Genomic DNA, 24,858 nt, shown 5'->3' with positions numbered 1-24,858 from the left:
CTGTCATCTTAGTGACAAGTCTGAAGGATGGAATGGACAGCAACGATAGTGTAGACCTTGCAATGCCGGAACTCGACAGCCACGACTGGTTCCCGGCGCTCGACGCGCGGCATCAGACTCTGTTGCGCGCCGGCAGCGTGCTCCGGCATTTCGAGGCGGGCACCTTCATCACGCGGCGCGGCGAACCGTCGGCGCACTGGATCGGCGTGCACACGGGCTTGATCAAGCTGGCCGTCTACAACGCCGATGGGCGCGGCGCCACGTTTTCCGGCGTGCCGGCCGGCGGCTGGTGCGGCGAGGGCAGCGTGCTCAAGCGCGAACTGCGCCGCTATGACGTGGTGGCCGTGCGCGCATCGAGCATCCTCCTCGTACCGGTGGAGCTGTTTCATTTGCTGCTGGCCGAGAGCCTCTCCTTCAATGCCTTCGTCATCCGCCAGCTGAACGAGCGCATGGGCCAATTCATCGCCACCATCCAGAACCAGCGCCTGCTGGCCGTCGACGCCCAGGTGGCGCAAGCGATCGCGCAGCTGTTCCACCCCATGTTATACCCGCGCACTTCCAGCGTGCTTGAGCTGTCGCAGGAAGAAATCGGCTTGCTGACCGGCATTTCGCGCCAGCGGGTGAACCAGGCGCTGGGCCATCTGGCCGAGCTCAAGCTGATCAGCATCGCCTACCAATCGATCCGCGTCGTCGACCTCGATGGCTTGCGCCGCTATGGCGTGGCGTCGCTGTGATGACAGACTGGGCGCGCGATGTGTGGCATGCTGGCGGCTGGCTTAAGACATTGAATTGACGCATGGCACTCGTTTCCGATCATCCTCTGCACTTGCTGGGCTTGCGCTTTCCGCTCCGGCTGCGCGTCACCGTGCGCCAGGGTTTTGTCACCTTGCATAATGAAATCGCCACCAAGAAACTGGCCAGCGGTGACAGCTTCGTCGTGCCCGCCTTCTTGCGCTTCGCCTGCGACGTGATGCCGGGGCGGGGCAAGCCGGCCGTGTTTACACTGGCGCTGGAAGGCGATGAGCCCGATGGCGGCCACGGCGGCGGCAAGCGCTGGAGCCAGGCGCTGGCGCAGCACATCTTTGATACGCCGCAAGGCAAATGGACGGCGGCGCGCCTGGCGGCCCTGTGGCAAGTGACGCCGCACAAGGCGCGCGCGCGCCTGTTTGCCGAAGGCGAGGCATTGCTCAGCCTGGTGCGCGAACAGCGTTTGGCGCACGCGCTGCACACGGCGGCGCAAGCGGACTCCGAGGGCGAGCACGGCGAGCGCGACCTGGCGCAAGTGGCGGCCGGCTCCGGCTTTGCCTCGATCCCCGCGTTTTGCGACGCCTGCGTGGACGTGGCCGGCGTGCGCCCCAGCCTGTTCCTGCGCGGCCAGGCAGGTACGGCTGTGCAACGCGATAGCCAGACTCCGTTATAATCGGAGCCATGGGATCTTTATTGAAACGCAAACAGTGGCACATGTGGTTCGCCTGCCTGGCGATACTGCTCAATGCGCTGTCGCCGTCCCTGTCGTATGCGTTTGCCTCGCTGCACGCGAACGCGAACAATGCCGCCGTCGAGATCTGCTCGGCCAGCGGCGCCGTCTACACGCAAGCGGACCTGGCGCCGGCCGCCAAGTCCACCACCGATTCCGTGCTGCACCACATCGAGCACTGCCCGTTCTGCATGAGCCATGCGGGCAGCATCGGCCTGCCGCCGTCCTCATCCTCGCCGCTGGCCGTCATCGCGGGCCACGACGCCTATCCGCCATTGTTTTACCAGGCGCCCAAAGCGCCGTTCGCGTGGCTGGCCGCCAGCCCGCGCGGTCCCCCATCGGCCGCCTGAGCGCAGCAATCATACCTTCCACGTCTTAACCGTATCTACAACGCCCATCGGGCCAGAATGCCATGAAACGTCGTCTTTTCCTTCTCGCCGGCACGGCGGGATTGCTCACGCTTGCCGCTTGCGAGCCAGCGCCGAAACCCCATTACAACGGCCTCGACTTGACGGGGGCGATTACAAGCCCGACTTCACGTTGAGCGGCCCCGACGGCAAGGTCTACACCCTGGCCGACTTCAAGGGCAAGTATGTGATGGTCTTCTTTGGCTTCACGCAATGTCCGGACGTGTGCCCGACGGCCCTGTCGCGCGCGCTGGAGATCCGCCAGAAACTGGGCGCCGATGCCGACAAGCTGCAAGTGCTCTTCATCAGCATCGACCCCGAACGCGATACGCCCGAGTTGCTGGGCGAGTACATGCGCGCCTTCGACCCCAGCTTCCTCGGCTTGCGCACGGACCCGAAGAACACGGCGCAGACGGCCTTCAATTACAAGGTCTTCTACCGCCGCGTGCCGAGCGGCAGCTCGTACACGATGGATCACACGGCCATCAGCTATGTGCTCGATAACGAGGGGCGCATGCGCCTGGGTTTGAAACACCAGTTGACGGGCGACGAGTGCGTGCAGGACATCAAGACCCTGATGAAATCGAAATACACCTTATAACTACCGAGGAAATGATCATGACCCATCTGAAAACCCTGCTGGCCACGGCCCTGACCGTGCTGTCCTTCTCCGCCGCTGCCCAGACTTCCGTGCAGATCACCGACCCGTGGGTGCGCGCCACCGTGCCGCAGCAAAAAGCCACGGGCGCCTTCATGCAGATCACGGCGCCGAAAACCATGCGTTTGCTGGAAGTGCGCTCGCCCGTGGCGGGCGTGGCGGAAATCCATGAAATGAGCATGGCGGACAATATGATGCGCATGCGCCAGATCAAGGAAATCGCCTTGCCAGCCGGCAAAGCCGTCGAACTGAAGCCGGGCGGCTACCACGTCATGCTGCTGGACCTGAAAAGCCAGGTGAAGGCGGGCGACAAGATCCCGCTCACCCTGGTCGTCGAAGGCGAGGACAAGCACCGCGAAACCATCGAAGTCCATGCCGTGGCGCGTCCGCTGGGCGCCACCGGCATGCCGGCGATGAAGCACTAAGCCTGCCGCTGTCCCTTGAAAAGCCCGGTTCGCCGGGCTTTTTGCGCCCGCCTGAAAGTTAAACGGCTGTTTGATATAATGCCGCAGAATATTAAACAGTTGTTTAAATGATGGGAATGGCATGAAGCAAGAAAAGGAAAGCGAAAAAGAAAACGAACCGGCGCGCGCGCGCATCCTGCAGGCGGCGGCCCAGCTGTTTGCCGACGAAGGCTACAAGGTCGCGTCCGTGCGCAAGATCTGCGAGGCGGCCAAGGTGAACGTGGCGATGGTCAATTATTATTTTCATAGCAAGGAAGCGCTGCACCTGGCCGCCTTCGACTACGCGCGCGCTGGCGCAAGCTTCGGCCGCCGACGTGGCGGCCGCCAGCGCGCGGGCGCAGTTGCAGCCCGTGGAACAGTTGCGCCTGGCTATCGAGGCGCTCGTCTCCGACATGCTGCGCTCGGGCTCGGCATCGCTGTTCAGCCGCCTGGTGGCGCGCGAGCTGATCGAACCGACGGCTGCCATCCACAAGCTGGCCGAACGCCATGTGCGCCCGCAGCACGCCTTGTTCACGGGCTTGATCCGCGGCGTGGTGGGCGCGGCCATGCCGGATGACGTGGTGCAGAAATGCGTGTTCAGCGTGATCGGCCAGGCCGTGTTCTATGCCCGTTCGCGCATCGTGCATGAACTGGTAGTGCCGGAGATTACCTATGACGAGGCGGGCACCGCCAGCATCGCGCGCCACGTCGCGCAATTTTCGCTGGCGGCCCTCGACGGCATGCGCCGTCAATATGCCGTGCAGGCGGGCGCATGACGGCGCGCAAGCTGACCCTGGTGCTGGCCGGGCTGGCCATGCTGGGCCCGTTCGCCACCGATACCTTCCTGCCGTCATTTCCCGCGATCGGCACGCATTTCGACGTCAGCAGCGTGCTGGTGCAGCAGACCCTGAGCGTCTATCTGGCCGCCTATGCCTTCATGACCTTGTTCTACGGTACCTTGTCCGACTCGTTCGGCCGCCGTCCCGTGATCCTGGCATCCCTGCTGATCTTTGCCGCCGGCTCCATCGGCGCCGCGTTCGCGCCCAGCTTTGGCTGGCTGCTGTTTTTCCGCGGCATGCAGGGCGCGTCGGCCGGGGCGGGCAGGGTGATCGGGCAAGCCGTCGTGCGCGACAGTTTAGCTGGCGCGGCCGCGCAAAAGATGCTGGCCAACATCATGATGGTGTTCGGCATCGCGCCCGCCATCGCCCCCATCATCGGCGGCTGGCTGCACGTGGCCTACGGCTGGCAATCCACGTTCGTCTTCACCTTTTCCGTCACCGTGCTGCTGGCGCTCGCCTGCCTGAAAGGCTTGCCGGAAAGTTTAGCCGTCGAGCAACGCCAACCCTTCCACCCGGCAAACATCGCGCGCAATTACTGGCTGGCCTTGCGCCACCGGGCTTTCCTGCTGCGTTCGCTGGCCGTGGCCTTCGCCTTTGGCGGCTTCGCCCTGTACATCGCCTCGGCCCCGCATTTCATCCTGGAATTGCTGCGCTTGCCGGAAACGGCCTTCGGCTGGATGTTCATCCCCATGGTGGCCGGTTTGGTGCTGGGCTCGGCGCTGTCTGGCAAGCTGGCCCATACGGTGAAAAGCGCCGTACTGGTGCGCTGGGGCTTGCTGGCCATGGCGGCCACGGGGGCGATCAATATCGCTTACAACCACTGGTTCGCGGCCGGCATCCCGTTCGCCGTCGTGCCCGTGATGCTGTACGCGTTCGGCATGTCGCTGGCCTTGCCGGGCATGACCATGTCCACGCTCGACATTTTCCCGCAGATGCGGGGCCTGGCCGCGTCCCTGCAGAATTTCGTGCAAATGCTGGTGTTCGCGCTGGTGTCCGGTTTTGTCGCACCGTTGCTGTTCAACAGCGCGTTTAAATTGGCGCTGGGACAGGCTTCGGCCGTCGCGCTGGCCGCCGCGTTCTGGTGGCTGGGCAGCCCTCAGGTGACGGGACAGGGCGTGGCTGGAGTTGTTAAAACAGCATGACAGGCCCCGGAAAAGGATGGCATGCTTCCTGCTTTGTTACACTGTGACAATCAGACCCTGCCGTGGGCGGCACAGCACGCGGCAGGGTCTAAGCAGTTTTGCAACTTTACCTTTGGCTATCATGCACTTGATTAACTCCAGTTTGAACCACGCCTTGCGCGTGCCGCTGGCCGCGGAAATCCACTCGCGGCCGTTCTTGCAGCTCGATGCTCCCGAGCTGATCACCCATCTTGCCGTCTATAAAGATGACAGCGCGGCGCCCGGCGCGTCGAATATGGCGGCCCAGCACGCCACCCTGGCGGCCCTGTGCACGCATTTCGGCGTCACGCCGCCAAACGCCGAAGCCAAGTATTTCTATTACGACTTCGGCCGCTTCCGCCTGAAATGGGAATGCCACACGGAATTTGCCACGTTTACCTTCGCCGAGCATCCGGGCGCGGCCTTGCCCTGGAGCAGGCGTTCGAACGCATGCCCTGGAACAGTTGCCGCAGCAATGGCTGGTGGGCTTGAAGGGCAAGCTGATGGTAGCGGCGCACGTGGTGCTGGAGCAGGCGACGGAGCCGGCCGAAATCTTCATGCAGGGCTTGTCGCGCGTGTTCGAAGGCAATACCCTGGCCGGCAGCAAGGTGCTGCAGGGCGGCGAATTGTGGACGGATTTTACGATCCAGTCCGACGGCTTCAGCCGTTTCGTCATCCGCGACGCGGGCATGCGCTCGCAGCAGTCGGGCCGATTGGTGCAGCGCGTGCTGGAAATCGAAACCTACCGCATGATGGCCTTGTTGGGCTTGCCCTACGCCATGCAGGCGGCGCCGTCCCTGAATGCCATCGAGAATGAATTGGCCACCCTGGCCGCCGCCATGGTCGACACGGACGACGCGCCGGGCCTGGTCAAGGCCGACGAGGGCGTGGCCGAGCAAACCTTGCTGGACCGCATCACGCGCCTGGCGGCCCGCATAGAAAAGCTGTCACTCGACAATAGCTACCGTTTTTCCGCCTCGAAAGCCTACATGGGCCTCGTCAAGGCGCGCATCGACGAGTTGCGCGAAGTGCGCATCGAAGGCATTCCGACGGTCGAGGAATTCATGGACCGCCGTTTGACGCCCGCGATGAACACGTGCGAAGCGATGGCCAGCCGCCAGGAAGCGATGGCGCAGCGCATTGCCAACACGAACGATTTGCTGCGCACGCGCGTGGGTATCGTGCAGGAATTGCAGAACCGGCAAATCCTGCAATCGATGAACGCCCGCGCGGCGCAGCAGCTGCGCCTGCAGCAAGCGGTGGAAGGCTTGTCCGTGGCGGCCATTTCCTACTACGTGATCGGCCTGTTCAGCTACACGGGCAAGGCGGCCAAGGTGATGGGGCTGCCCGTGAATCCGGAAATCCTCGTCGGCGCCCTGGTGCCGTTCGTGGCGGCCGCCGTCTGGCTGGGCTTGCGGCGCATGCACCACAAGCTGCACGCGGACTGAGCCGTGTAAGCAGCTTTGCGACTCCGGCGGTGCGTACGCCGCGCGCCGCCAATCTTTGCTATCGTGCTGGCCTCATTGTTTGCTACAAGGAAATCAGCGTGCTTGCCAAGGTTGGAGATATCTATAGTGTGTTTTCGCACAGGCTGCAGCAGTATGTGGCTTGCCAGGTCACGGCCATCGACGATGCTGCGTCCGGCAGCCCCCGGTGGCCGCCATTTTGCAGCTGGACTGGACGGGCGACGCCTTGCCCGATGCGCATGCCGTGCAGGCGATGCGCCCCTGGTGTGCGATTACTATTTCTGGAACAAGCGCCACGACCACAGCTTTGCCAGCGCGACGGTGCCGCGCCATTACACCCTGGTGGCCAATGTCGCGCCGCTGGTCGAGACGGCAGTGAAAAGCTACAGCGGCGGCTGGCACATGGGCGACAGCGTCTGGCGCCAGCGCCGCTGGGAGCTGGTCGACCCGGCCAGGCGCCAGCGCTTCAAGGCGGCGTCGAGCGAGGAAGTGATGGTCGGCGGCCAGGCCGTGCGCCAGAAGACGAGCCGCATCGGCGACGATATCCTGCAGGCGATCAGCGACTTGTCCGAACTGGACCAGCTGCCTTGCCTGACGACCATCGAGACGCGCCACGGCAGCGCGGCGCTGGCCGCCTACATCAACGGCAACCCCATCATCAACGAAGTGCACTGGCAATCCTCGACGGAGGGCGAACTCGACTTGCGCAACAGCAATGTCAGCCGCCTCGCCGTGCATGGTGCAGGCTTGCGCTCGCTGCGCCTGAACGAGGGTTTGAGCACCCTGATACTGAATGGCGTGCCGTCGTCCGCGCTGCGTATCGACGACCCGCATGCGGGGCGCTTCCTGCGCCTGCAGTTGTCCGGTGCGCTGGCGCCATTCCATGGCCTCGACCAGCTGGCGCGCCTGTCGCTGAGCGCCATGCCGGCCGTGGATTTTGACGCCGTGGCGCAACGCTTCCCCGTGCTGACCGACTTGACGGTATGGGGCAAGCCGGGGCTGGCGTCGAACGTGGCCAGCATCGCCAGACTGGACCGTTTGCGCTCCTTCACCGCGTATGAACTGTTTGGCTACGGTGCCGACGACTTCCCCGCGCCGGCGCAGTTGCCGGCCTTGTCCAGCCTGTGTCTGGCCAGCCTGCCGGCCGACGCCGCCAAGGCCATCAAGGCCAGCTATAAAAAGGCGGCGGCGCTGGGTCTGGACCTGTCCGTGACGCGGCCGCGCAAGCCGGAATGGCTGGCGGAAAACCTGGATAACCCGTTCCGCGACTGGGATGGCCGCGAACACATTGCGGCGGCGTATGCCAAAAAAGCCGCGCAGGCGTACAAGAAGCTGCTGGCGACGGCGCGCACGCTCGACGGCGCGAACGATGGCGGGACGGCGCAAGCCATGGCGCAGGAGATGGTCACTGTCTATGTCGGCGTGTTCAACCAGATAGAGCGGCGTTCCAGCGTCATCGAGACGGTGGAGCGCGATGAAATCTATGTGGCGCTGGAGCAGGTGCTGGCGCAAGTGCCGCTGCCGGATGTGGCGGCGCTGTATGCCTTGTTTGACCGCTTGCGCGATTTTTAGTCAGGCATGTGCTAGAAAAAAGTTCTAGACATCGAGTTCTAGAATCGGTATTCTAGCGTCATGTTAAAAAATACCTCCACTCCCCATCCCACGGCCGCCGAACTGGATCTGCTGCGCATCCTGTGGCGGCGCGGTCCGTCCGACGCGCGCGCCGTGTACGACGCCCTGGCCGCCGAGCGTGCCGATGCCAGCTACGCCACCGTGCTGCGCCAGTTGCAGCTGATGCATGGCAAGGGCTTGCTGAGCCGCGACGAAAGCCAGCGGCCGCAGCTGTATGCGGCCGTCGACGCGCAGGAAAAACTGCAGACCAGCTTGCTCAAGGATTTGATCGGCAAGGTGTTTTCCGGTTCCGGCAAGGCGCTCGTGCTGACGGCGCTGCGCGAGCACGTGAGCGACGCGGAACGCCTGGAAATTGAAAAAATCCTGCGCAGCAAGGATGGCAAACAGCCATGAATGTGGACATGCGCCTCGGCATCGAGTTGGGCAAGCTGGTCCCTGCGCTGGGCTGGGTCTTGCTGTATTTCGTCTGGCAGGGCTTGATCGTGGGCGCCGTGTCCGCCGTCCTGCTTTGGCTGCTGCGTCATGCCAGCGCGCGCTGGCGCTATGCCGTCTGCGCGCTGGCGCTGCTGCTGTGCCTGTGTATTCCCGCCATCCATCTGCTTTCTCTGCTGTCTGGCACGTCGCTGGCCCAGCTGCCGGTGGCCGCTCCGCCCGCCTGGCGCGCCGCGCTGCAAGCGTGGATGCCGGCCCTGGTGCTGGCCTGGAGCGCCGGTGTCGCCCTGATGAGCTTGCGGCTGTGCATGGGCCTGGCCTGGGTCGGCAAGCTGCGCCGCCAGGCCGTCGCTGCCCCGGCCATCTGGCAGGCGCGCCTCGATGCGCTGGCGCTGCGCATGGGCTTGCACGGCAGTCGGAAAGTGCCGCTGAAGCTGCACGGAGGATTGTCCAGCCCCGTCACGGTGGGTTTCTGGCGCCCCGTCATCCTGCTGCCGGCCGCCTTGCTGAGCGGCATGCCCGTCGCCTTGCTCGAAGCGCTGCTGGCGCATGAACTGGCGCATGTGCGGCGCTGGGATTACCTGGTCAACCTGCTGCAAAGCGTGGCCGAGGCGCTGCTGTTCTTTCACCCCGTCGTCTGGTGGCTGTCGGCGCGCATGCGGGCCGAACGGGAGCAGGTGGCCGACGCCCTGGCCGCACAGGCGCTGCAAGACCCGCAGCAGCTGGCCACGGCGTTGCATGCCTTGTCCCTGCACACGGCCATCCCGCAACATGCCGGCTTGCTGATGTCGGCCCGGGGCGGGGCGCTGCTCACGCGCATCGAACGGCTGATGGCGCCCGGGCTTGATACGGCCGGCTGGAAACTGGCCGTGCCCGCCTTGCTGCTGGCCTGCGCCACCTTGCTGCTGCAGGTGCAGGGCAAGCCCGCCGTCAACGGGGCGATGCTGGCCGATGCCGCCGCCGATATGCTGGCCTTGCCCGTCAGCGCGAAACACATGCTGGTATTCGACGACGCCAGCGGCAAGGTGCTGATGGCGAAAGATGCGGACGCCGTCGTGCCCATCGCCTCGATCACCAAGCTGATGACTGCCATGGTGGTGCTCGATGCAGCCCTCGACCCCGACGAACAGCTGCGCATCGTGCGCGCCGATGGCGATGCGTCCTTGCAGCGCCACAGCCTGCTGGCCGAGGGTGTGGCCGTGTCGCGCGGCGCGCTGTTGCAACTGGCGCTGCTGCCGTCCGAAAACCGCGCCGCCGCCGCGCTGGCGCGCACCTATCCCGGCGGCAGCGCGGCGTTTCAGCAAGCCTTGCAGGCGAAGATCCGCAGCCTGGACTTGCGCCGCACCACCCTGACGGACCCCGTCGGCAGTTCGCCGGCGAATACCTCCACGGCCAGCGAGGTGGCGAAGATCGTCGCGGCGGCCGCGCGCTATCCGGACATCGCCCGCATCACCAGCCACCCGCAGGCGAGCGTAGCCGTCAATGGCAAGCTCCGCACCTTGCGCAACACCAACCCGCTGGTGGGCGGCAAGGGCTGGGACATTTTATTGTCCAAGACGGGCAGCAGCCACGAGGCGGGCAGCTGCCTGACCATGCGCATGCGCAGCGGCGGCAAGCACGTCACCGTGGTGCTGCTCGATGCCGACGGCGCGCAGCGGCGCTCGCTCGACGCCGGACACATCCGTGACACCCTGGCCGGGAGCCCAGGCCGCATGCATTGATACCCCCCGGGCGCGCCAGTGCGGGCGCCCATCTTTTACACTCTGGAGATGAAGATGACACTATTGGCGAAGTTGATGCTGGCTACGGTTGCGACCATGGCGGCAGGCACGGTGCAGGCGAAGACCCCCGCGCCGGTGCAGGATAAACCGGTTAATTGCGACAATTGCAAGGAATGGAACGCGCCCGTCAAGCCGTTCAATATCTATGGCAATATCTGGTATGTGGGCACGGCCGGCCTGTCCGCCGTGCTGGTGACGAGCCCGCAGGGCCATATCCTGCTCGACGGCGCGCTGCCGCAATCGGCGCCCCTGATCGTGGCCAACATCCAGGCGCTGGGCTTTCGCATCGAGGATGTGAAATATATCCTCAATTCGCACGCCCATTGGGACCATGCGGGCGGCATTGCCGCGCTGCAGCGGGCCAGCGGCGCCACCGTGATGGCCAGCGCCTCGGGCGCCCTGGGCCTGCAAAGCGGCACGAATGGCAAAGATGACCCGCAATACCAGGCCAATCCCGTCGTGCATGTGGCCAAGGTGGCCAAGGTCGAGGTGGTGGGCGAGGGCGATACCGTCAAGGTGGGTCCTTTGGTGCTCACGGCCCACATGACGCCGGGCCACACGCCGGGCGGCACGACGTGGACCTGGACCTCGTGCGAAGATGCGCGCTGCCTGAACGTGGTGTACGCGGACAGCCTGAACCCGTATGCGAGCGGCGATTTCACTTATACGGGCAAAGGCGCGGGCAAAGGCAAGACGCCGGACGTCTCGGCCGCGTTCGAAGCGAGCATCGCCAAGGTGGCCGCCTTGCCATGCGACATCATCATCCCCGTGCATCCGGGCACGACGGACGTGCTGGGCAAGGCCGCGAAGCGCAGCGCCACAAGCAATCCCCTGATCGACGCCAGCGCCTGCCGCGCCTATGCGGCCGAAGCGGGCGGCTTGCTGGCCAAGCGCCTGGCGAAGGAACGGGGCGAGGCGGTGCCTCTTGAAACCAAGGCCGCCGCGCACGCACATTAACCGTTCTATTCTGCTGCCTGCCGCTGTTTTTGCAGGCGTTTCAGGAATACCGTCATTTCCTTGACGGCTTGCAGGTCGCCTTGCTGCTGGGCGACTGTGACGCCCGTGGTCCAGGCGGCCTGCGCTTCATCCAGCCTGCCCAGCTGGAGCAAGGCCTTGCCCAGCAGTTTCCAGGCGGCGGAATAGCCGGGCTGCTGCGCGGTGGCTTGCGCCAGGTGCAGGGCCGCTTGCTCGGCGTCATGGTCTTTCAGGCAAGCATCGCCCAGGCCAAAGCGCAGCAGGGCGTTGTCGCGGCCCTGCGCCAGCAGTTTTTCCAGTTGTTCACGCAGCATTTTCGCCTCAGATTAATATGCAAGTTAATGCTTGCATATTAACGCTTGCGCGCTTGAGAAACAAGCCTGCCTTCAATCCGCCACATCCACCACCAGCTTGCCGCGCGCGCTGCCGTCCATCTGCGCCACATGCGCCTCGTGTGCCGTGCGCAAGGTGAAGCGGCGCGGATCGAGCCGCACCTGCAGCTTGCCCGCCTCTATTAATTTGTTGGCTGCGCGCAGAATCGCGCCATGGCGCGCGTGATGCTCGCCGCTCAACAGGGGCAGCAGGGTGAACACGCCCGAGTAGCTGGCCGCGCGCGCCGTCAGCGGGCTCAGTGCGAACGTGCCCCAGCCCAGGCAGCTGACGACGTGACCGCCATACATGCGTGCCGCCTTGAAACTGGCGTCCAGGGTGGCGCCGCCCACCGTGTCGTAGACGATGTCGAAGCCGGCGCCGCCCGTGTGTTCGGCCACGTAGTCGTCCACCGTGCTGGTGCGGTAATCGATGAAGCGCGCGCCCAGCGCTTCGATGGCCGCGCGGCTGGCGGCGCTGCCCGTGGCATACACCTTGGCACCAAGGGCGACGGCGAGCTGCACGGCCATGTGGCCCACGCCGCCCGCGCCGCCATGCACGAGTACGCTGTCGCCCGCCTTCACGTGGGCGCGGTCCACCAGCCCTTCCCAGGCCGTGATGAAGACGAGGGGCAAGGCGGCCGCTTCGCGCATGCTCAGCGCGGGCGGCACGGGCGCCAGCAGGGCAGAGTCGAAGACGGCGTACTCGGCCAGCGAGCCCTGGATGCCGCCGATGCCACCCGCCATGCCATACACTGTTGCGCCAACGTGCAAAGTCGTCACGCCTTCGCCCACGGCCGCCACCGTGCCGGCCACGTCGATGCCAAGGATGGCGGGCAGGCTGGGCCGGGCGTGCGGCGCGGCGCCGGCGGCGATCTTCGTGTCCAGCGGATTGACGCCGCTGGCGGCGATGCGCACGAGGACTTGCCCCGGGCCAGGCTGCGGCACGGGCAGGTGTTCGATGCTCATGCGGGCGGAAAAGGTGTTGAGGACGAGGGCTTGCATGGGGTTCTCCTTTGGGTTGATGTGGCCAGTCTAGGCGGGAGGGGCACAAAGAAAAATGGGGCGCGGCCCGATGCACTATTTCAGTATCGTGGATAATCATTGGTTAACAGGAGGGCAATACATGGACAGGCTGGAAGCGATGCGCGTGTTTTGCGCCGTGGTCGAGGCGGGCGGTTTCAGCAAGGCGGCGCAGCGCCTGGGCATTTCCACCTCGTCCGTGACGAATCAGGTGGCGGCGCTGGAAAAGCATTTCGGCGTGCGCCTGTTGCAGCGCACCACGCGCAGCATGTCGCTCACGGCCGAAGGCCAGCAGTGCCATGCGCAGGCGCGCCAGGTGCTGGCCGGCATGGCGGCGCTGGAATCCAGTCTGGAACAGGCGGCAGGGAAACCCTCGGGCAGCCTGCGCGTGGATATGCCCAGCAGCATCAGCCGCAATCTGGTGGCGCCCGCCTTGCCCCGCTTTACCGCCGCCTATCCCGACATTTCCCTGCGCCTGACGGTCAGCGACCGCCTGGTCGACATGGTGGAAGAGGGCATCGACGTGATGCTGCGCATCGGCGAACCGCAGGATTCGTCCTTGGTGGCGCGCAGCCTGCTGAGCATGGATTATCTGTGCTGCGCTTCCCCCGCCTTCATCGCCCGGCATGGCGTGCCGCGCACGCCGCAGGAACTGGACCAGTTTGCCTGCCTGCATTTCCTGTATCCGAAAGCGCGCCAGGTGCGGCCGTGGCTGTTCCAGGATGGGGAAGCAGGCGAGCCGTACGCCCACACGCCGGCCGCGGCCTTGTCTTTCGACCATATCGAATCGATGATCGCCGCCGCCCAGGCCGGTTGCGGCATCGTGCAGGCCCTGTCTGTTTCCGTCTTGCAGCCTTTGCGCGAGGGAACCCTGGTGCCGGTGCTGCAGCCATTCCGCACGCGGGGGCCGGACTTGTGGGCGCTGTTCCACCCGCGCCAGCTGCGCGCGGCCAAGGTGCAGGTGTTCGTGGATTTTTTGGCGCAGATTTTTGATGACAGCTTTAATGAGAATTGATTATCAATTATAATGCAAGCCTATTGCATTGATTTGCGCCCTCGTCAGGAATTCCATGCCCGTGTTTTTACGCCGCCCCGTGGCGCTGTTACTTGCTGCCGCCAGCCCCTGGTCACTGGCAATCGATGATGTGCAGGCCGGCGATGTCGTCACCGTCAAGGCCGAGCGCCAGCACTACCGCAGCCTGTCCGCCACGGGCGCCACCAAGACGGACGCTTTATTGATGGACTTGCCGCAAAGCGTGCGCGTGCTGACGGGCGACTTGCTGCGCGACGCGGGCGTGACGACTTTGGCCGGCGCGCTGGACCTGGCCAGCGGTATTTCAAGACAAAGTCCGCTGGGCGGCCTGTGGGACAGCTATGCCATGCGCGGTTTCACGGGCGATCCGAATTTCGGCTCCGACTACATGGTCAACGGTTTCAGTTCCAGCCGCGGCTACAACGGCATGCGCGATGGCGGCAGTACGCAGAACGTGGAAGTGCTCAAAGGCCCCGCGTCGGCCCTGTACGGCCGGGGCGAGCCGGGCGGCACGGTGAACATCACGACGAAAAAGCCGAAATTCGCGCCCGAGTACGGCGCCGATGTATCGCTGGGCAGTTTTCAGACGCGCCGCGCCGCCGTCGACTTGACGGGGCCGTTGAGCGACACCGTCGCCTACCGCCTGAACGCCGCGCACGAGGAGGGGCACAGCTTCCGCGATACGGTGAAAGTCGAACGCAGCCTGTTTTCTCCCTCGTTTATCTGGCTGGCGGGCGAGCACACGACCGTGTCGTATGAAATCGAAGCGGTGCGCCAGCGCGCGCCGTTCGACCGGGGCGTGCTGGCCGTGAACGGCAAACTGGGCCTTGTCCCCGTCTCGCGTTTCCTGGGCGAACCGGGCGACGGCCCCATGACGGTCAAGTCGCTGGGGCAGCAGCTGTTCATCCACCATGCGCTGTCCGACGACTGGACGCTGCAGGCGGGCGCTTCCTGGCGCGACAGCGAATTGCGCGGCTATTCGACGGAGGCGAACAAGCTGCTGGCCGATGGCCGCACCCTGAACCGCCAGCGCCGCCACCGTGATTTCTCGGCCACCGACGCCTCCGCCCGCGTCGAGTTGCTGGGCAAGTTTAAAACGGGCGCGCTGGCGCACGAGGTGCTGGCCGGCGTCGACGCCTATCGTTTCGACGACCACCGGCTGCAGCTGCGCCGCAACCCCAGTGCCGCGAATGCCTATGCCATCGACATCTACGCGCCCGTGTACGGCGGCAAGGCCGCTCCGCTGGCCCTGTCCATCGACACGCAGGAAAGGCAACGGGCGCGCGGCCTGTACGCGCAGGATCAGGTCGACCTGGGCGTTCAATGGAAGGCGCTCGTTGGCGTGCGCCACGATAGCTACACGCAGGATGTGGCGAACCATCGCCTGAACACGGGCAACCGCCAGTCGCTGTCGGCCACCAGCCCGCGCGCGGGCCTCGTCTACCAGCCGTCGACAATGTGGTCGCTGTATGCGAGCGCGGCGAAGGGCTTCCGGCCCAACAGCGGCATCAGCATCGATAACCAGGCTTTCCCGGCCGAGCGCAGCCGCTCGTATGAACTGGGCGCCAAGCTGGAAACGGGCAAGCTGACGGGCACCTTGGCCGTGTACGACATCCGCAAGCGCAATGTGCTGACGACGAATCCCGTCAACACGGATTTCGCCATCGCGGCGGGCGAGGTGGGCAGCCGGGGTCTGGAACTGGACGTGTCGGGCGAACTGGCGCGCGGCTTGCGCATCTCGGGCGCCTATGCCTACACCAGCGCCACCGTCACGCGCGGCGACAATACGATCGTGACGGGCAGCCGCTTCGCCAACGTGCCGCGCCACAGCGCCAATGTACTCGCGACACAGCAGTTCGCGCTGGGCACGGGAACGGCCAGCGTGGGCGGCGGCGTGCAGTATGTGGGCGAGCGCCTGGGCGACGTGGCCGTCAGCAGCCAATTTACCCTGCCGGCCTATACGACGGCCAGATTGCTGGCATCGTATGCGCCCAACGCCAGACTGCGATTCGCTTTGAGCGTGGAAAACCTGTTCAACCGCAGCTACTATGCGAGTTCCTACAGCCAGATGTGGGTGGCGCCGGGAGCGGAGCGCACGCTGAACTTGAATGCCCATTACCGCTTTTAAGGGATGACCTTGACTACATCTGCCACCCTGCGCACCCGCATCGCCGTCATCGACGTGCTGCGCGGCCTCGTCATGCTGATCATGCTGTTCGACCATGTGCGCGAAACCGTCTTTTTACACCATCAGGTCAGCGACCCCATGGATGCGGCCAGCGTCGATCCGGCCCTGTTCTTCACGCGCCTGGCGGCCCACGTGTGCGCGCCCATGTTCGTTTTCCTGACGGGCCTGTCCGCCTGGCTGTACGCGCATCCTGCCGCCGGTCCCCGCAGCGCGGCCGGTTTCCTGTTCAAGCGGGGCTTGCTGCTGGTCGTGCTGGAACTGGTGTTCGTCAATTTCGCGTGGAGCGGGGCATTTCCGCCCGCCGTGCTGTACCTGCAGGTGATCTGGGTCATCGGCCTGGCCATGATGGCGCTGGCCGTGCTGCACAAGCTGCCCTTGAAAGTGTTGCTCGTGCTGGGCGCGGCGATGATTGCGGGCCAGCATTTGATGACCGGCTTGCGCGCGGAACAGGGCAGCCTTGGCTATTACGCTCTGACGGTGCTGCTGCAACGCGGCTATCTGGTGGCGGACGGCGCCATGCAGATCAAGGTCAGCTATCCGCTGCTGCCGTGGATAGGCGTGATCGTGCTCGGCTATGCTGCCGGCCCCCTGTATGCGCGCGCATTTTCTGTCACGGCACGGCGACGCTGGCTGCTGGCGCTGGGCGCGGGCAGCCTGCTGCTCCTGGGCCTGCTGCGCGGCTTCAATCTGTATGGTGAAACGCTGCCTTGGGTGGCGGGCGATACGGCCTTGCGCACGGCCATGAGCGTGCTGAACTTCACGAAATATCCGCCGTCGCTGGACTTTTTGTTGTTCACCCTGGGCCTGGGCTTGCTGGGCCTGGCCTGGCTGGAAAGCGTCGAAAACGGGTTCACGCGGGCTTGCGCCACCTTTGGCGGCGCGCCCATGTTCTATTACTTGCTGCACCTGTATCTGCTGCTGGCCATCGGCCTGGCCTTGACGGCCGTGCTGGGCGCCAATCACGGCACCCGCTACGGCGTCGAACACATCTGGCAAGTCTGGCTGATCGCGCTGGTGCTGATGCCCGTGCTGTACTTTCCCTGCCGCGCGTTTGCCAGCTACAAGCGTACCTCAACACAGGCGTGGGTGCGTTATTTCTGAATCAAGCCTATTCTATTTGCAGTACAGCCTGTCAATGCTGTGGCTGGACGCCAGGTAATGCCGCGTCTGCCAACCGATGGCCACGCGGTAGGCGCACGGCGGGTCCAGCGCCACGTTGACGGGGAAGCCGCCATTGTTGCCCGACAGGTGAGGACCGCCCGCGCCGCCGCGGAACAGATAGTTGCTGGGTGGCGGTGGTGGCGTGAAACTGGCGGCCGGCAGCGGTGGCGGCGGGTGCGCGATGCCGTTGTTGTTGGAAATCGTGATATTAAAGAAGCGCAAATGCGGATGGTCGATCGTGTACAGGATATGCACGAGGCCGCCCGCGATGGGGTTGCAGGCATTGCTGCGCAACTCTTCCAGGTCCAGCGCCACGATGACGGGCGAGTTGTCGAAGACGATGGAGTCGAGCCCGTCCGTGGCCAGCAGCGCCAGGGTATTTCCATCGCGCACCTCGAAGCCCATGCGGTAGCGGCGTATCGGTTCGCTTTCGGCCGCCGTCAGGCTGCGGCCCGCGTCGAGGATGGGCAAGCCGCCCGGCAGCTTGGCCGGATGCAGGCTGGTGATGGCGGGCGTATTCACGGTAAGTAAGTCAAACGTGCGCAGGAAGATGTTGGGCGCCACGTTGACGACGGCCGTCGTGCCATCGCGCATGTCCACCGTGACGGGCTTGCCGTCCACCCGTATCCACCCGCCCGGTTTCAAATCGCCCGCATCGACGATCACTTGTGCCGAGTCGCTCAAGCCCAGTCCGTTCGTATAAAACACATAGCCGACGAGGGTGCCGAGCACTTGTGTGAGCGGTGCCAGGCTGGCGGGCGGCACCGTCGGGATGGCCGTCGGGTCGTCGCTGCCGCCGGGCCAGGACCATTCGCCGATGAGGAAACGGTACTCGAGCGGATTGGCGGGGATGGCGCTATTGCGCAGCGGGCAATTGCCTTTCAAGGTGACGCCGCCGGCGAACACGTACGAGGCGCCGGGGCCGCCCGCATAGCCTTGCGCGGAAAAGCCCGCCAGCGAGGGGAAGGGGTGGATGTCGAAGATTTCCACCTGCTGCCAGTGGGGCACGCCTTCCACGTCGGGCGGCAAGACGTCTTTCGAGCACAATTCGACGCAGAAACAGTGGCCCACGTTTTCGCGCCCAGGCTGGCGCCCATTGGCCTGGGTTTCCGACAGGATGGTCACGCTGCCCAGCTGCGCCGTGAAGTACACGTCGGGCCCGCTGGCAAATTCCACGTTGATGAACGGCGAGAAGGGCGTGAGCGTGAAGTCCGACGTCAGGTAGTCGATGCGGAAGCGTCCTGTGGCATCGGTGACGGCAATGCCCAGCGCATCGTCCTGCAGCCAGTCCGCATCAAAAGCCCGCACGGTGGCGCCCGCGATCGGCGCGTGCGGCGCGTCGCAGGTGCGCAGCCGGCCGCAGATGGTCCAGGCGCCGAAGCGGGAGCGCACCAGGCACCAGAAGCGTTGCGGCAGGCAGTAATCCCAGATGGCGAGGAAATCGTTGTCGACCTGGCGCCAGCGGGGCTGGATGGTGGTGATGGAAAACTGCAGCGGCACGGGATCCTTCGGCCCCGGCTTCAGATGCGGCACGGTAGGGCACAGGATATCGACTTCCACGGCCTCGCCCTGATAATCGCCTTCCAGGGTGAAACTGTAGTTGCCGTCGTCATCCGTGCGCGCTTCGGCCAGCAGGAAGGGGGCTTTCGCCTGCACTTCCTCGTCGGTGAGGATGGCGAAGGTTTCCTTGGCGCTGGCCACGGCCAGGGCCGTGACGTTTTGCGACTCGCGCGGCCGGTACAGGCGCACGATGACGTGCGACAACGGTTCAGGACACTCGGCACAGATCAAGCCGCACAGCTTGCCCCGCAGGATATAGGCCATGATGGTTCTCCAGCTCGGTTGGACAACTGCGCCGCTCGCAGTGGCGGCGCTGTTACCAAGCTAGCAAATGGATGGCCATCGGGCTTGATCCTGCGTAAAGGAGTGCTTATTTAATCAGTGCCAATACCTCGCGGAAACGCGGATGCTTGCAGTCGCGCAACCATTCAAAGGCCAGCATTTCCACCGTCACCAGCTGCGCGCCCAGCTTGCCGAGGCGGGCCAGCGCGGCGTCGCGGCTGGCGGCCTGGCGCGAACCGACGGCGTCGATGGCGATGATGACGTCATACCCGAGTTCGAGCAGGCCGATGGCCGTCTGCAGCATGCACACATGGGCTTCGCAGCCCGTGACGACGATCTGTTTGCGTCCGGGCGGCAAGATCGCCTGCAAGCCGTCGGCACAGGCGCCGAAATGCGTCTTGTGCAAGGTCCGCTCGCACAGGGCGGCGATTTCCTCCACGTTCGGCCCCAGTCCCTGGCGGTTCTGTTCCGTGCCCAGCACGGGCACGCCGAGCAGGCGGGCGATCCTGGCCAGGCGCAGGTTTTGCGCCAGCACCAGGCCCGCGTCGTGGATGGCCGGCATCAAACGGCCTTGCAGGTCGACAATGACTAAAACAGCCTGGTTTGCATCTATCAGCATGGCGATCTCCTGAAACACCTGCCAAAACCTACTGCGCGTCGGTAGTCGCGGCCTGCGATGCTCACTGTACCTTCGTACAGTTGCGCGTCTCGACCACAACTCCCTTCCGCTCGCTACGGTTTTATCAGGCGTTGTTAAATATGTGGCGACAGTGTAGCGCGCAGTCAGCTTGGCCAGCTGGGCACGGCCGTCTCGCCCATCAGATAGGCGTGATTGAGGTCGATGGCGCCGCGCAGGTAGTTCCACAGGGCGCTGACCCGGGCGATGTTGCGCCGCTCGCTGGGCGAAATCATCCAGAAGGCGCGCAGCAGGTCGATCTCGCCGTCGAGCACGGGAACCAGTTCGTTCGACTGCTGCGCCACGAAGCAGGGCAGGATCGCCAGCGCCTGGCCCGCGCGCGCCGCGTGGTACTGGGCGATCACGCTGGTGCTGCGGAAGGCGCGCAGGGAATCGGGCGCCACGTTGTCCATGTAGCGCAGCTCCGAACTGAAGACCAGGTCGTCCACATAGCCGATGATCGGGTGCTGCGCCAGCTGCGCCACGCTGGTGATCGGGGCGTGGCGCGCCAGGTAGCCTGGCGTGGCGTACAGTTTCAGCCGGTAGTCGGACAATTTGGTCACCACATACGGGCCGGACAGGGGCCGTTCGATGGAAATGGCCACGTCCGCCTCGCGCTTGGACAGGCTGACGAAACGGGGCACGGCGATCAGGTCCACGCTGATGTGCGGGTATCTGCCGCAAAACTGCGCCAGGTGGGGCGCCAGCACGATGGCGCCGAAGCCCTCGGTAGCACCCAGGCGCACCTGCCCCGACAGCAATCGGTTGTGTTCGCCCAGCTCCTCGGTGGCGGCAAATACCGTGCTTTCCATGGTTTCCGCGTATTCCATCAGGCGGTGGCCTTCCGGCGTCAGCTGGTAGCCCACGTAGTTGCGGTCGAACAATTGCGTGCCCACCTGTTCCTCGAACTTGCGCATGCGCCGCGATACGGTGGAATGGTCGATGCCCAGCTTTTTCGCCGCGTCGACGAGTCCCGCGCTGCGCGTCAGTTCCAGGAAGACCCGTACATTGTCCCAATCGAGCACTTTGTTCTCCTTGTGCATTTTTGCAAAGGAATTATGCATTAATTTCACTTGAGTGCATATTTTTACACATGCAGAATGCATCTATACATATAAGAAAAACCCATCCACTTGGAGACACGCATGAAAAAAACCGTTCTGGCCATGGGCGCGCTGGCGCTTTCCCTGTCTTTCACCGGCGCGCACGCGCAGATTTCCGATGGCGTCGTCAAGGTCGGCATCCTGACCGACATGTCCGGCCCGTATTCGGCCATGGGCGGGCGCGGCTCCGTCGTCGCCAGCCAGATGGCCGTCGAGGATTGTCTGAAGGCCGAATGCAAGGGCATGAAGATTGAAATCCTGTCGGCCGACCACCTGAACAAGGCCGATATCGCCGCCTCCAAGGCGCGCGAGTGGATAGACCGCGACAAGGTCGACGCCATCGCCGATCTGACCAATTCCTCGGTGGCCCTGTCCGTGCAAAAACTGATGAAAGAGAAGGGCGGCATCGCCATGTTCAGCGGCCCGGCCACGGGACGCCTGACGAACGAGGATTGCTCGCCGAACGGCTTCCACTGGATGTTCGACACGTATTCGCAGGCGGCCGGCACGGCGGCGGCGCTGACCAAGCTGGGACAGAAATCCTGGTATTTCGTCACCGTCGATTATGCCTTCGGCCACTCGCTGGAAAAGGACGCCAGCGAAGTCGTCAAGCGCAACGGCGGCACGGTGCTGGGCGCCGTGCGCCATCCGCTGAACGCGTCCGATTTCTCGTCCTTCCTGGTGCAGGCGCAAGGGTCGAAAGCGCAGGTGATCGGCCTGGCCAACGGCGGCGCGGACACCGTCTCCGCCATCAAGCAGGCGCGCGAATTCCGCATCGGCAGCGGCAAGGACCAGCGCCTGGCCGCCTTGCTGGTGTTCCTCTCCGACGTGCACGCGCTGGGGCTGGAAACGGCCCAGGGTCTCGTCTACGCGGATGGCTTTTACTGGGATTTCGATGACCGCAGCCGCGCCTTCGCCAAGCGCTTCGAGGCGCTCAACAAGGGCGCCAAGCCGACCATGGTGCAGGCGGGCGTGTATTCGAGCGTCTACCACTACCTGAAATCGGTGGCGGCCGCGAAAAGCGACGATTCGAAGGTCGTCGCCCAGAAAATGCGCGAGCTGCCCATCAAGGATGCCGTCATGAACAACGCCTCGATCCGCCCCGACGGCCGCGTCATCCACGACATGTACCTGGTGCAGGTCAAAACCCCGGCCGAATCCAAAGGCGCGTGGGACTACCTGAAAGTGCTGTCCACCATTCCCGCCGACCAGGCGTTCAAGCCTATGGATGCGGCGGCGTGCAATCTGGTTAAAAAATAATTCCGGGGTCAGACCCGTCGGGTCTGACCCCAGCTTTACGCCGTTGGGTTTAGCTGAACAAACATCGCACACCCGGAGCCTCAATCATGAACCAAGCCCTCACCTCAGTCCCCTCCATCCCCCTGCACATCGCAGGCAAGCACCACGCCTCGACCAGCACGGAATGGCGCGACGTCGTCAACCCGGCCACGCAGGAAATCGTCGCCAGGGTGCCGTTTTCCACGCCCGATGAAGTCAACCTGGCCGTCGCCACGGCCAAGGAAGCCTTCAAGACGTGGCGGAATACCCCGCTGGCGGCGCGCATGCGCATCATGCTCAAGTACCAGCACCTGATCCGCGAAAACATCGGCGCCCTGGCCGAACTGATCACCCGCGAACATGGCAAGACCCTGCCGGACGCGGAAGGAGAAGTGATGCGGGGCCTTGAGGTGGTGGAGCATGCGTGCTCGATCGCCACCCTGCAGCTGGGCGAGATCGCGGAAAACGCGGCCACGGGCGTCGATGTCTACAATATCTACCAGCCGCTGGGCGTGGGCGCCGGCATCACGGCCTTCAATTTCCCCGTCATGCTGCCGTGCTTCATGTTCCCGATTGCCATTGCCTGCGGCAATACTTTTGTGCTGAAACCATCGGAACAGGACCCGTCCTCGAGCATGTACCTGGTCGAGCTGATGTACCAGGCGGGCTTGCCGGCGGGCGTGCTGAACGTCGTGCATGGCGGCGCCGACGTCGTCAACATGCTGTGCGACCATCCCGACATCAAGGCCGTCTCCTTCATCGGCTCCACCCACGTGGGCACACATGTGTACCGCCGCGCCAGCGAATCGGGCAAGCGCGCGCAATCGATGATGGGCGCGAAAAACCATTGCGTGGTGCTGGCCGACGCCAACAAGGAGCAGGCGATCAATAACCTGATCGGCGCCGCATTCGGCGCGGCCGGCCAGCGCTGCATGGCCAATTCCGTCGTCGTGCTGGTGGGCGAGGCGCGTTCCTGGCTACCGGAAATCGTCGCCCGTTCCAAAGCATTGAAAGTAGGACCGGGCAGCGACCGCACGGCTGACCTGGGCCCGATGGTGTCGAAGGCCGCCATGCAGCGGGCGGAAAAGCTGATCCAGGCGGGCGTGGACGAAGGCGCGCAGCTGCTGCTCGACGGCCGCGGCCACAAGGTGGCAGGCTACGAGGGCGGGAACTTCATGGGGCCGACGATTTTCTCGCAGGTGGCGGCATCGAACGCCGTCTACACGCAGGAAATCTTCGGCCCCGCCATGTGCGTGGTCGAAACGGAGACGCTCGACGAAGCGATCGCCTTCATCAACGCCAACCCGAACGGCAACGGCACCTCGATCTTCACCTCGTCCGGCTGGGCGGGACGCAAGTTCCAGAACGAGATCGACGTGGGGCAGGTGGGCATCAACGTGGCCATCCCCGTGCCCGTCGCCTACTTCAGCTTCACGGGCTCGCGCGCGTCGAAATTGGGCGACCTGGGGCCGAACGGCAAGCAAGCGCTGTATTTCTGGACGCAGACCAAGACCGTCACGGCGCGCTGGTTCGCCCCGGACGATGGCGGCAGCGGCGTCAACACCACCATTGCGATGAAATAAGGAGGCGGCGATGAGCACCAATATCGTTTTTATCGGCCTGGGCAACATGGGCTTGCCCATGGCGCAAAACCTGGTGCGGGCGGGCCATGCCGTGACGGGCTTCGATTTGCTGCCGGCCAGCGTGCGGCAGTTTGCCGATGGCGGCGGCCTCGTCTCCGACGACCAGGGCGCGGCGATAGGCGCGGCCGACATCGTCATCACCATGCTGCCGGCCAGCCGCCACGTGCTGGGCGCGTACTTGGGTAACTCTGTTGGCGACGCGGGCATCCTGGCGCAGGCGCGGCCCGGCACCCTGCTGATCGACTGTTCGACGATTTCCACCGAGGCGGCGCGCCAGGTGGGCCGCGCGGCCGAGGAAAAGGGCATGCCCATGCTGGACGCGCCCGTCTCGGGCGGCACGGCGGGCGCCACCAACGGCACCCTGACGTTCATGGTGGGCGGCGAAGAAGCCGCGCTGGCGGCGGCGCGCCCCTACCTGGACGTCATGGGCAAGGCCATCTTCCACGCGGGCGGCTCGGGTTGCGGGCAGACGGTCAAGATCTGCAACAACATGCTGCTGGGGATTTTGATGATCGGCACCAGCGAGGCGATCCGCCTGGGCGTGGCCAATGGCCTGGACCCGAAAGTGGTGTCGGACGTGATGGCGAAAAGTTCGGGCCGCAACTGGACCCTGGAGGTGTACAACCCGTGTCCCGGCGTGGCCGAGAACGTGCCCGCGTCGCGCGGCTACACGGGCGGCTTTGGCGTCGACCTGATGCTGAAAGACCTGGGCCTGGCCGTGGAAAGCGCGCTGGCCAGCGGGGCTAGCGTGCCGCTGGGCGCCCTGTCGCGCAATCTATACAGTTTGCACAGCAAGGCGGGGGCGGGCGCGCTGGATTTCTCCAGCATTTATCAGCTGCTGGGCGAGAAAGCCTAAGGCTGCTGCGCCTGCAGGGCCGCCAGATCGGCCCTGGCTTTTTCCAGCTTGCCTTCCAGCTTGGCGATCTTCTTCGGCTCTTTATTGGCTTCCTGGGCCAGGCGCAGCGAACGCTCCGTCTGGTTCACCTTCGCCTGCGCCTTCAGCACCTTCTTGTTGTGGCGTTCGACCAGGCTGCTGTCGCGGCAGTGGGCGTTGACTTCGTCGAGCGCGCGCGTCAGGCCCGCGACCTTGTCGGACAAGCCCTGTTCTTTGGCCTGGCGCAATTCGCTGCGGATGTTCTCGCGCTTGGCGGCGCAGCCTGCCAGCTGGGTGTCGGCGGCGCTGGCGCCCATGGCGGCTGCGGCGAGCAGCAGGGTCAAGGCGGTTTTCGATAGAAGGTTCATGGCATTCCTGTGTCAGTGGTGGGCCCGTGCA

At 64.7% G+C, this 24,858-nt stretch carries 24 protein-coding genes and 2 pseudogenes; 20 read left to right on the top strand and 6 right to left on the bottom strand.

Annotated features, from left to right (window positions below):
• The first annotated feature begins 32 nt into the window (after positions 1 to 32).
• The 14 genes and pseudogenes from ACRHIG_RS22445 to bla all read left to right on the top strand — a co-directional run bounded on the left by ACRHIG_RS22445 (position 33) and on the right by bla (position 11,252).
• Positions 33 to 734 carry a Crp/Fnr family transcriptional regulator gene (locus tag ACRHIG_RS22445; protein ID WP_489627961.1) on the top strand — a complete coding sequence of 234 codons (702 nt, stop codon included), beginning with the start codon at positions 33 to 35 and terminating at the stop codon, positions 732 to 734.
• A 62-nt stretch (positions 735 to 796) separates the two neighbouring features.
• Positions 797 to 1,420, top strand: a complete 624-nt coding sequence (locus ACRHIG_RS22440; protein WP_489627960.1) for a helix-turn-helix transcriptional regulator — start codon at positions 797 to 799, stop codon at positions 1,418 to 1,420.
• Between the two features lie 20 nt (positions 1,421 to 1,440).
• Positions 1,441 to 1,827, top strand: coding sequence for a DUF2946 domain-containing protein (locus ACRHIG_RS22435; RefSeq protein ID WP_489627959.1), 387 nt, complete (start codon positions 1,441 to 1,443; stop codon positions 1,825 to 1,827).
• Positions 1,828 to 2,017: 190 nt separating this feature from the next.
• The gene (locus tag ACRHIG_RS22430) at positions 2,018 to 2,485 is read left to right on the top strand and encodes an SCO family protein (RefSeq protein ID WP_489627958.1); all 468 of its coding nucleotides are present in this window, start codon (positions 2,018 to 2,020) and stop codon (positions 2,483 to 2,485) included.
• A gap of 17 nt (positions 2,486 to 2,502) precedes the next feature.
• Complete coding sequence (locus ACRHIG_RS22425; RefSeq protein ID WP_489627957.1) at positions 2,503 to 2,967, top strand: copper chaperone PCu(A)C; 465 nt, start codon at positions 2,503 to 2,505, stop codon at positions 2,965 to 2,967.
• A gap of 121 nt (positions 2,968 to 3,088) precedes the next feature.
• A pseudogene (locus tag ACRHIG_RS22420) lies at positions 3,089 to 3,217 on the top strand (TetR family transcriptional regulator); the annotation flags it as partial.
• A gap of 103 nt (positions 3,218 to 3,320) precedes the next feature.
• On the top strand, positions 3,321 to 3,761 hold the full coding sequence (locus ACRHIG_RS22415; RefSeq protein WP_489627956.1) for a CerR family C-terminal domain-containing protein: 441 nt from the start codon (positions 3,321 to 3,323) through the stop codon (positions 3,759 to 3,761).
• Entirely contained in the window at positions 3,758 to 4,966 is a 1,209-nt protein-coding gene (locus ACRHIG_RS22410; RefSeq protein ID WP_489627955.1) for a multidrug effflux MFS transporter, read from the top strand. Before ACRHIG_RS22415 ends, ACRHIG_RS22410 begins: the two co-directional genes overlap by 4 nt.
• Positions 4,967 to 4,982: 16 nt before the next feature.
• Positions 4,983 to 5,405 (top strand): annotated as a pseudogene (locus ACRHIG_RS22405) (DUF3422 family protein); the annotation flags it as partial.
• 43 nt (positions 5,406 to 5,448) lie between these two features.
• The gene (locus ACRHIG_RS22400; RefSeq protein WP_489627954.1) at positions 5,449 to 6,432 is read left to right on the top strand and encodes a DUF3422 family protein; all 984 of its coding nucleotides are present in this window, start codon (positions 5,449 to 5,451) and stop codon (positions 6,430 to 6,432) included.
• Between the two features lie 282 nt (positions 6,433 to 6,714).
• Positions 6,715 to 8,022, top strand: a complete 1,308-nt coding sequence (locus tag ACRHIG_RS22395; RefSeq protein WP_489627953.1) for a hypothetical protein — start codon at positions 6,715 to 6,717, stop codon at positions 8,020 to 8,022.
• 60 nt (positions 8,023 to 8,082) lie between these two features.
• Positions 8,083 to 8,475 (top strand): BlaI/MecI/CopY family transcriptional regulator, encoded by a 393-nt coding sequence (locus ACRHIG_RS22390; RefSeq protein ID WP_489627952.1) that lies wholly within the window; start codon positions 8,083 to 8,085, stop codon positions 8,473 to 8,475.
• Positions 8,472 to 10,235, top strand: coding sequence for a M56 family metallopeptidase (locus tag ACRHIG_RS22385; protein ID WP_489627951.1), 1,764 nt, complete (start codon positions 8,472 to 8,474; stop codon positions 10,233 to 10,235). Before ACRHIG_RS22390 ends, ACRHIG_RS22385 begins: the two co-directional genes overlap by 4 nt.
• A 54-nt stretch (positions 10,236 to 10,289) precedes the next feature.
• Positions 10,290 to 11,252 carry a subclass B3 metallo-beta-lactamase gene (bla, locus tag ACRHIG_RS22380; protein ID WP_489627950.1) on the top strand — a complete coding sequence of 321 codons (963 nt, stop codon included), beginning with the start codon at positions 10,290 to 10,292 and terminating at the stop codon, positions 11,250 to 11,252.
• A gap of 5 nt (positions 11,253 to 11,257) precedes the next feature.
• Here bla and ACRHIG_RS22375 read toward each other — a convergent pair whose 3' ends face one another.
• Both ACRHIG_RS22375 and ACRHIG_RS22370 read right to left on the bottom strand, forming a co-directional pair.
• On the bottom strand, positions 11,258 to 11,584 hold the full coding sequence (locus ACRHIG_RS22375; protein WP_489627949.1) for a tetratricopeptide repeat protein: 327 nt from the start codon (positions 11,582 to 11,584) through the stop codon (positions 11,258 to 11,260).
• A gap of 72 nt (positions 11,585 to 11,656) precedes the next feature.
• A complete protein-coding gene (locus ACRHIG_RS22370) occupies positions 11,657 to 12,643 on the bottom strand; it encodes a zinc-dependent alcohol dehydrogenase family protein (protein WP_489627948.1) in 987 nt (328 codons plus the stop codon).
• A gap of 121 nt (positions 12,644 to 12,764) precedes the next feature.
• Here ACRHIG_RS22370 and ACRHIG_RS22365 point away from each other — a divergent pair, with 121 nt between their 5' ends.
• The 3 genes from ACRHIG_RS22365 to ACRHIG_RS22355 are packed head-to-tail and all read left to right on the top strand — an operon-like array spanning position 12,765 to position 16,983.
• Complete coding sequence (locus tag ACRHIG_RS22365; RefSeq protein WP_489627947.1) at positions 12,765 to 13,676, top strand: LysR family transcriptional regulator; 912 nt, start codon at positions 12,765 to 12,767, stop codon at positions 13,674 to 13,676.
• 55 nt (positions 13,677 to 13,731) lie between these two features.
• Positions 13,732 to 15,822 (top strand): TonB-dependent siderophore receptor, encoded by a 2,091-nt coding sequence (locus ACRHIG_RS22360; RefSeq protein WP_489627946.1) that lies wholly within the window; start codon positions 13,732 to 13,734, stop codon positions 15,820 to 15,822.
• A 3-nt stretch (positions 15,823 to 15,825) separates the two neighbouring features.
• The gene (locus ACRHIG_RS22355; protein ID WP_489627945.1) at positions 15,826 to 16,983 is read left to right on the top strand and encodes an acetyltransferase domain-containing protein; all 1,158 of its coding nucleotides are present in this window, start codon (positions 15,826 to 15,828) and stop codon (positions 16,981 to 16,983) included.
• 12 nt (positions 16,984 to 16,995) lie between these two features.
• Here ACRHIG_RS22355 and ACRHIG_RS22350 read toward each other — a convergent pair whose 3' ends face one another.
• The 3 genes from ACRHIG_RS22350 to ACRHIG_RS22340 all read right to left on the bottom strand — a co-directional run bounded on the left by ACRHIG_RS22350 (position 16,996) and on the right by ACRHIG_RS22340 (position 20,586).
• Positions 16,996 to 18,867 carry a transthyretin-like family protein gene (locus ACRHIG_RS22350; RefSeq protein ID WP_489627944.1) on the bottom strand — a complete coding sequence of 624 codons (1,872 nt, stop codon included), beginning with the start codon at positions 18,865 to 18,867 and terminating at the stop codon, positions 16,996 to 16,998.
• A 106-nt stretch (positions 18,868 to 18,973) separates the two neighbouring features.
• On the bottom strand, positions 18,974 to 19,504 hold the full coding sequence (locus ACRHIG_RS22345) for an isochorismatase family protein (RefSeq protein ID WP_489627943.1): 531 nt from the start codon (positions 19,502 to 19,504) through the stop codon (positions 18,974 to 18,976).
• A 164-nt stretch (positions 19,505 to 19,668) separates the two neighbouring features.
• A complete protein-coding gene (locus ACRHIG_RS22340; protein WP_489627942.1) occupies positions 19,669 to 20,586 on the bottom strand; it encodes a LysR family transcriptional regulator in 918 nt (305 codons plus the stop codon).
• A 141-nt stretch (positions 20,587 to 20,727) separates the two neighbouring features.
• Between ACRHIG_RS22340 and ACRHIG_RS22335 the strand changes: the two genes are divergently transcribed.
• The 3 genes from ACRHIG_RS22335 (at position 20,728) to mmsB (ending at position 24,441) form a co-directional block, all read left to right on the top strand.
• On the top strand, positions 20,728 to 21,924 hold the full coding sequence (locus ACRHIG_RS22335) for an ABC transporter substrate-binding protein (protein ID WP_489630857.1): 1,197 nt from the start codon (positions 20,728 to 20,730) through the stop codon (positions 21,922 to 21,924).
• 86 nt (positions 21,925 to 22,010) lie between these two features.
• On the top strand, positions 22,011 to 23,525 hold the full coding sequence (locus tag ACRHIG_RS22330; RefSeq protein ID WP_489627941.1) for a CoA-acylating methylmalonate-semialdehyde dehydrogenase: 1,515 nt from the start codon (positions 22,011 to 22,013) through the stop codon (positions 23,523 to 23,525).
• A 10-nt stretch (positions 23,526 to 23,535) separates the two neighbouring features.
• Positions 23,536 to 24,441 carry a 3-hydroxyisobutyrate dehydrogenase gene (mmsB, locus tag ACRHIG_RS22325; protein WP_489627940.1) on the top strand — a complete coding sequence of 302 codons (906 nt, stop codon included), beginning with the start codon at positions 23,536 to 23,538 and terminating at the stop codon, positions 24,439 to 24,441.
• On the opposite strand, the gene ACRHIG_RS22320 is transcribed toward mmsB, so the two are convergent.
• Positions 24,438 to 24,827 carry a DUF1090 family protein gene (locus ACRHIG_RS22320; protein ID WP_475416905.1) on the bottom strand — a complete coding sequence of 130 codons (390 nt, stop codon included), beginning with the start codon at positions 24,825 to 24,827 and terminating at the stop codon, positions 24,438 to 24,440. The genes mmsB and ACRHIG_RS22320 overlap by 4 nt on opposite strands.
• Between the last annotated feature and the right edge of the window lie 31 nt (positions 24,828 to 24,858).

The sequence above is a fragment of the Janthinobacterium sp. C22 genome, from assembly GCF_057919405.1.
Note: the sequence above shows the minus strand (reverse complement) of the source record. Positions and strands in the feature narration are given on the sequence as shown.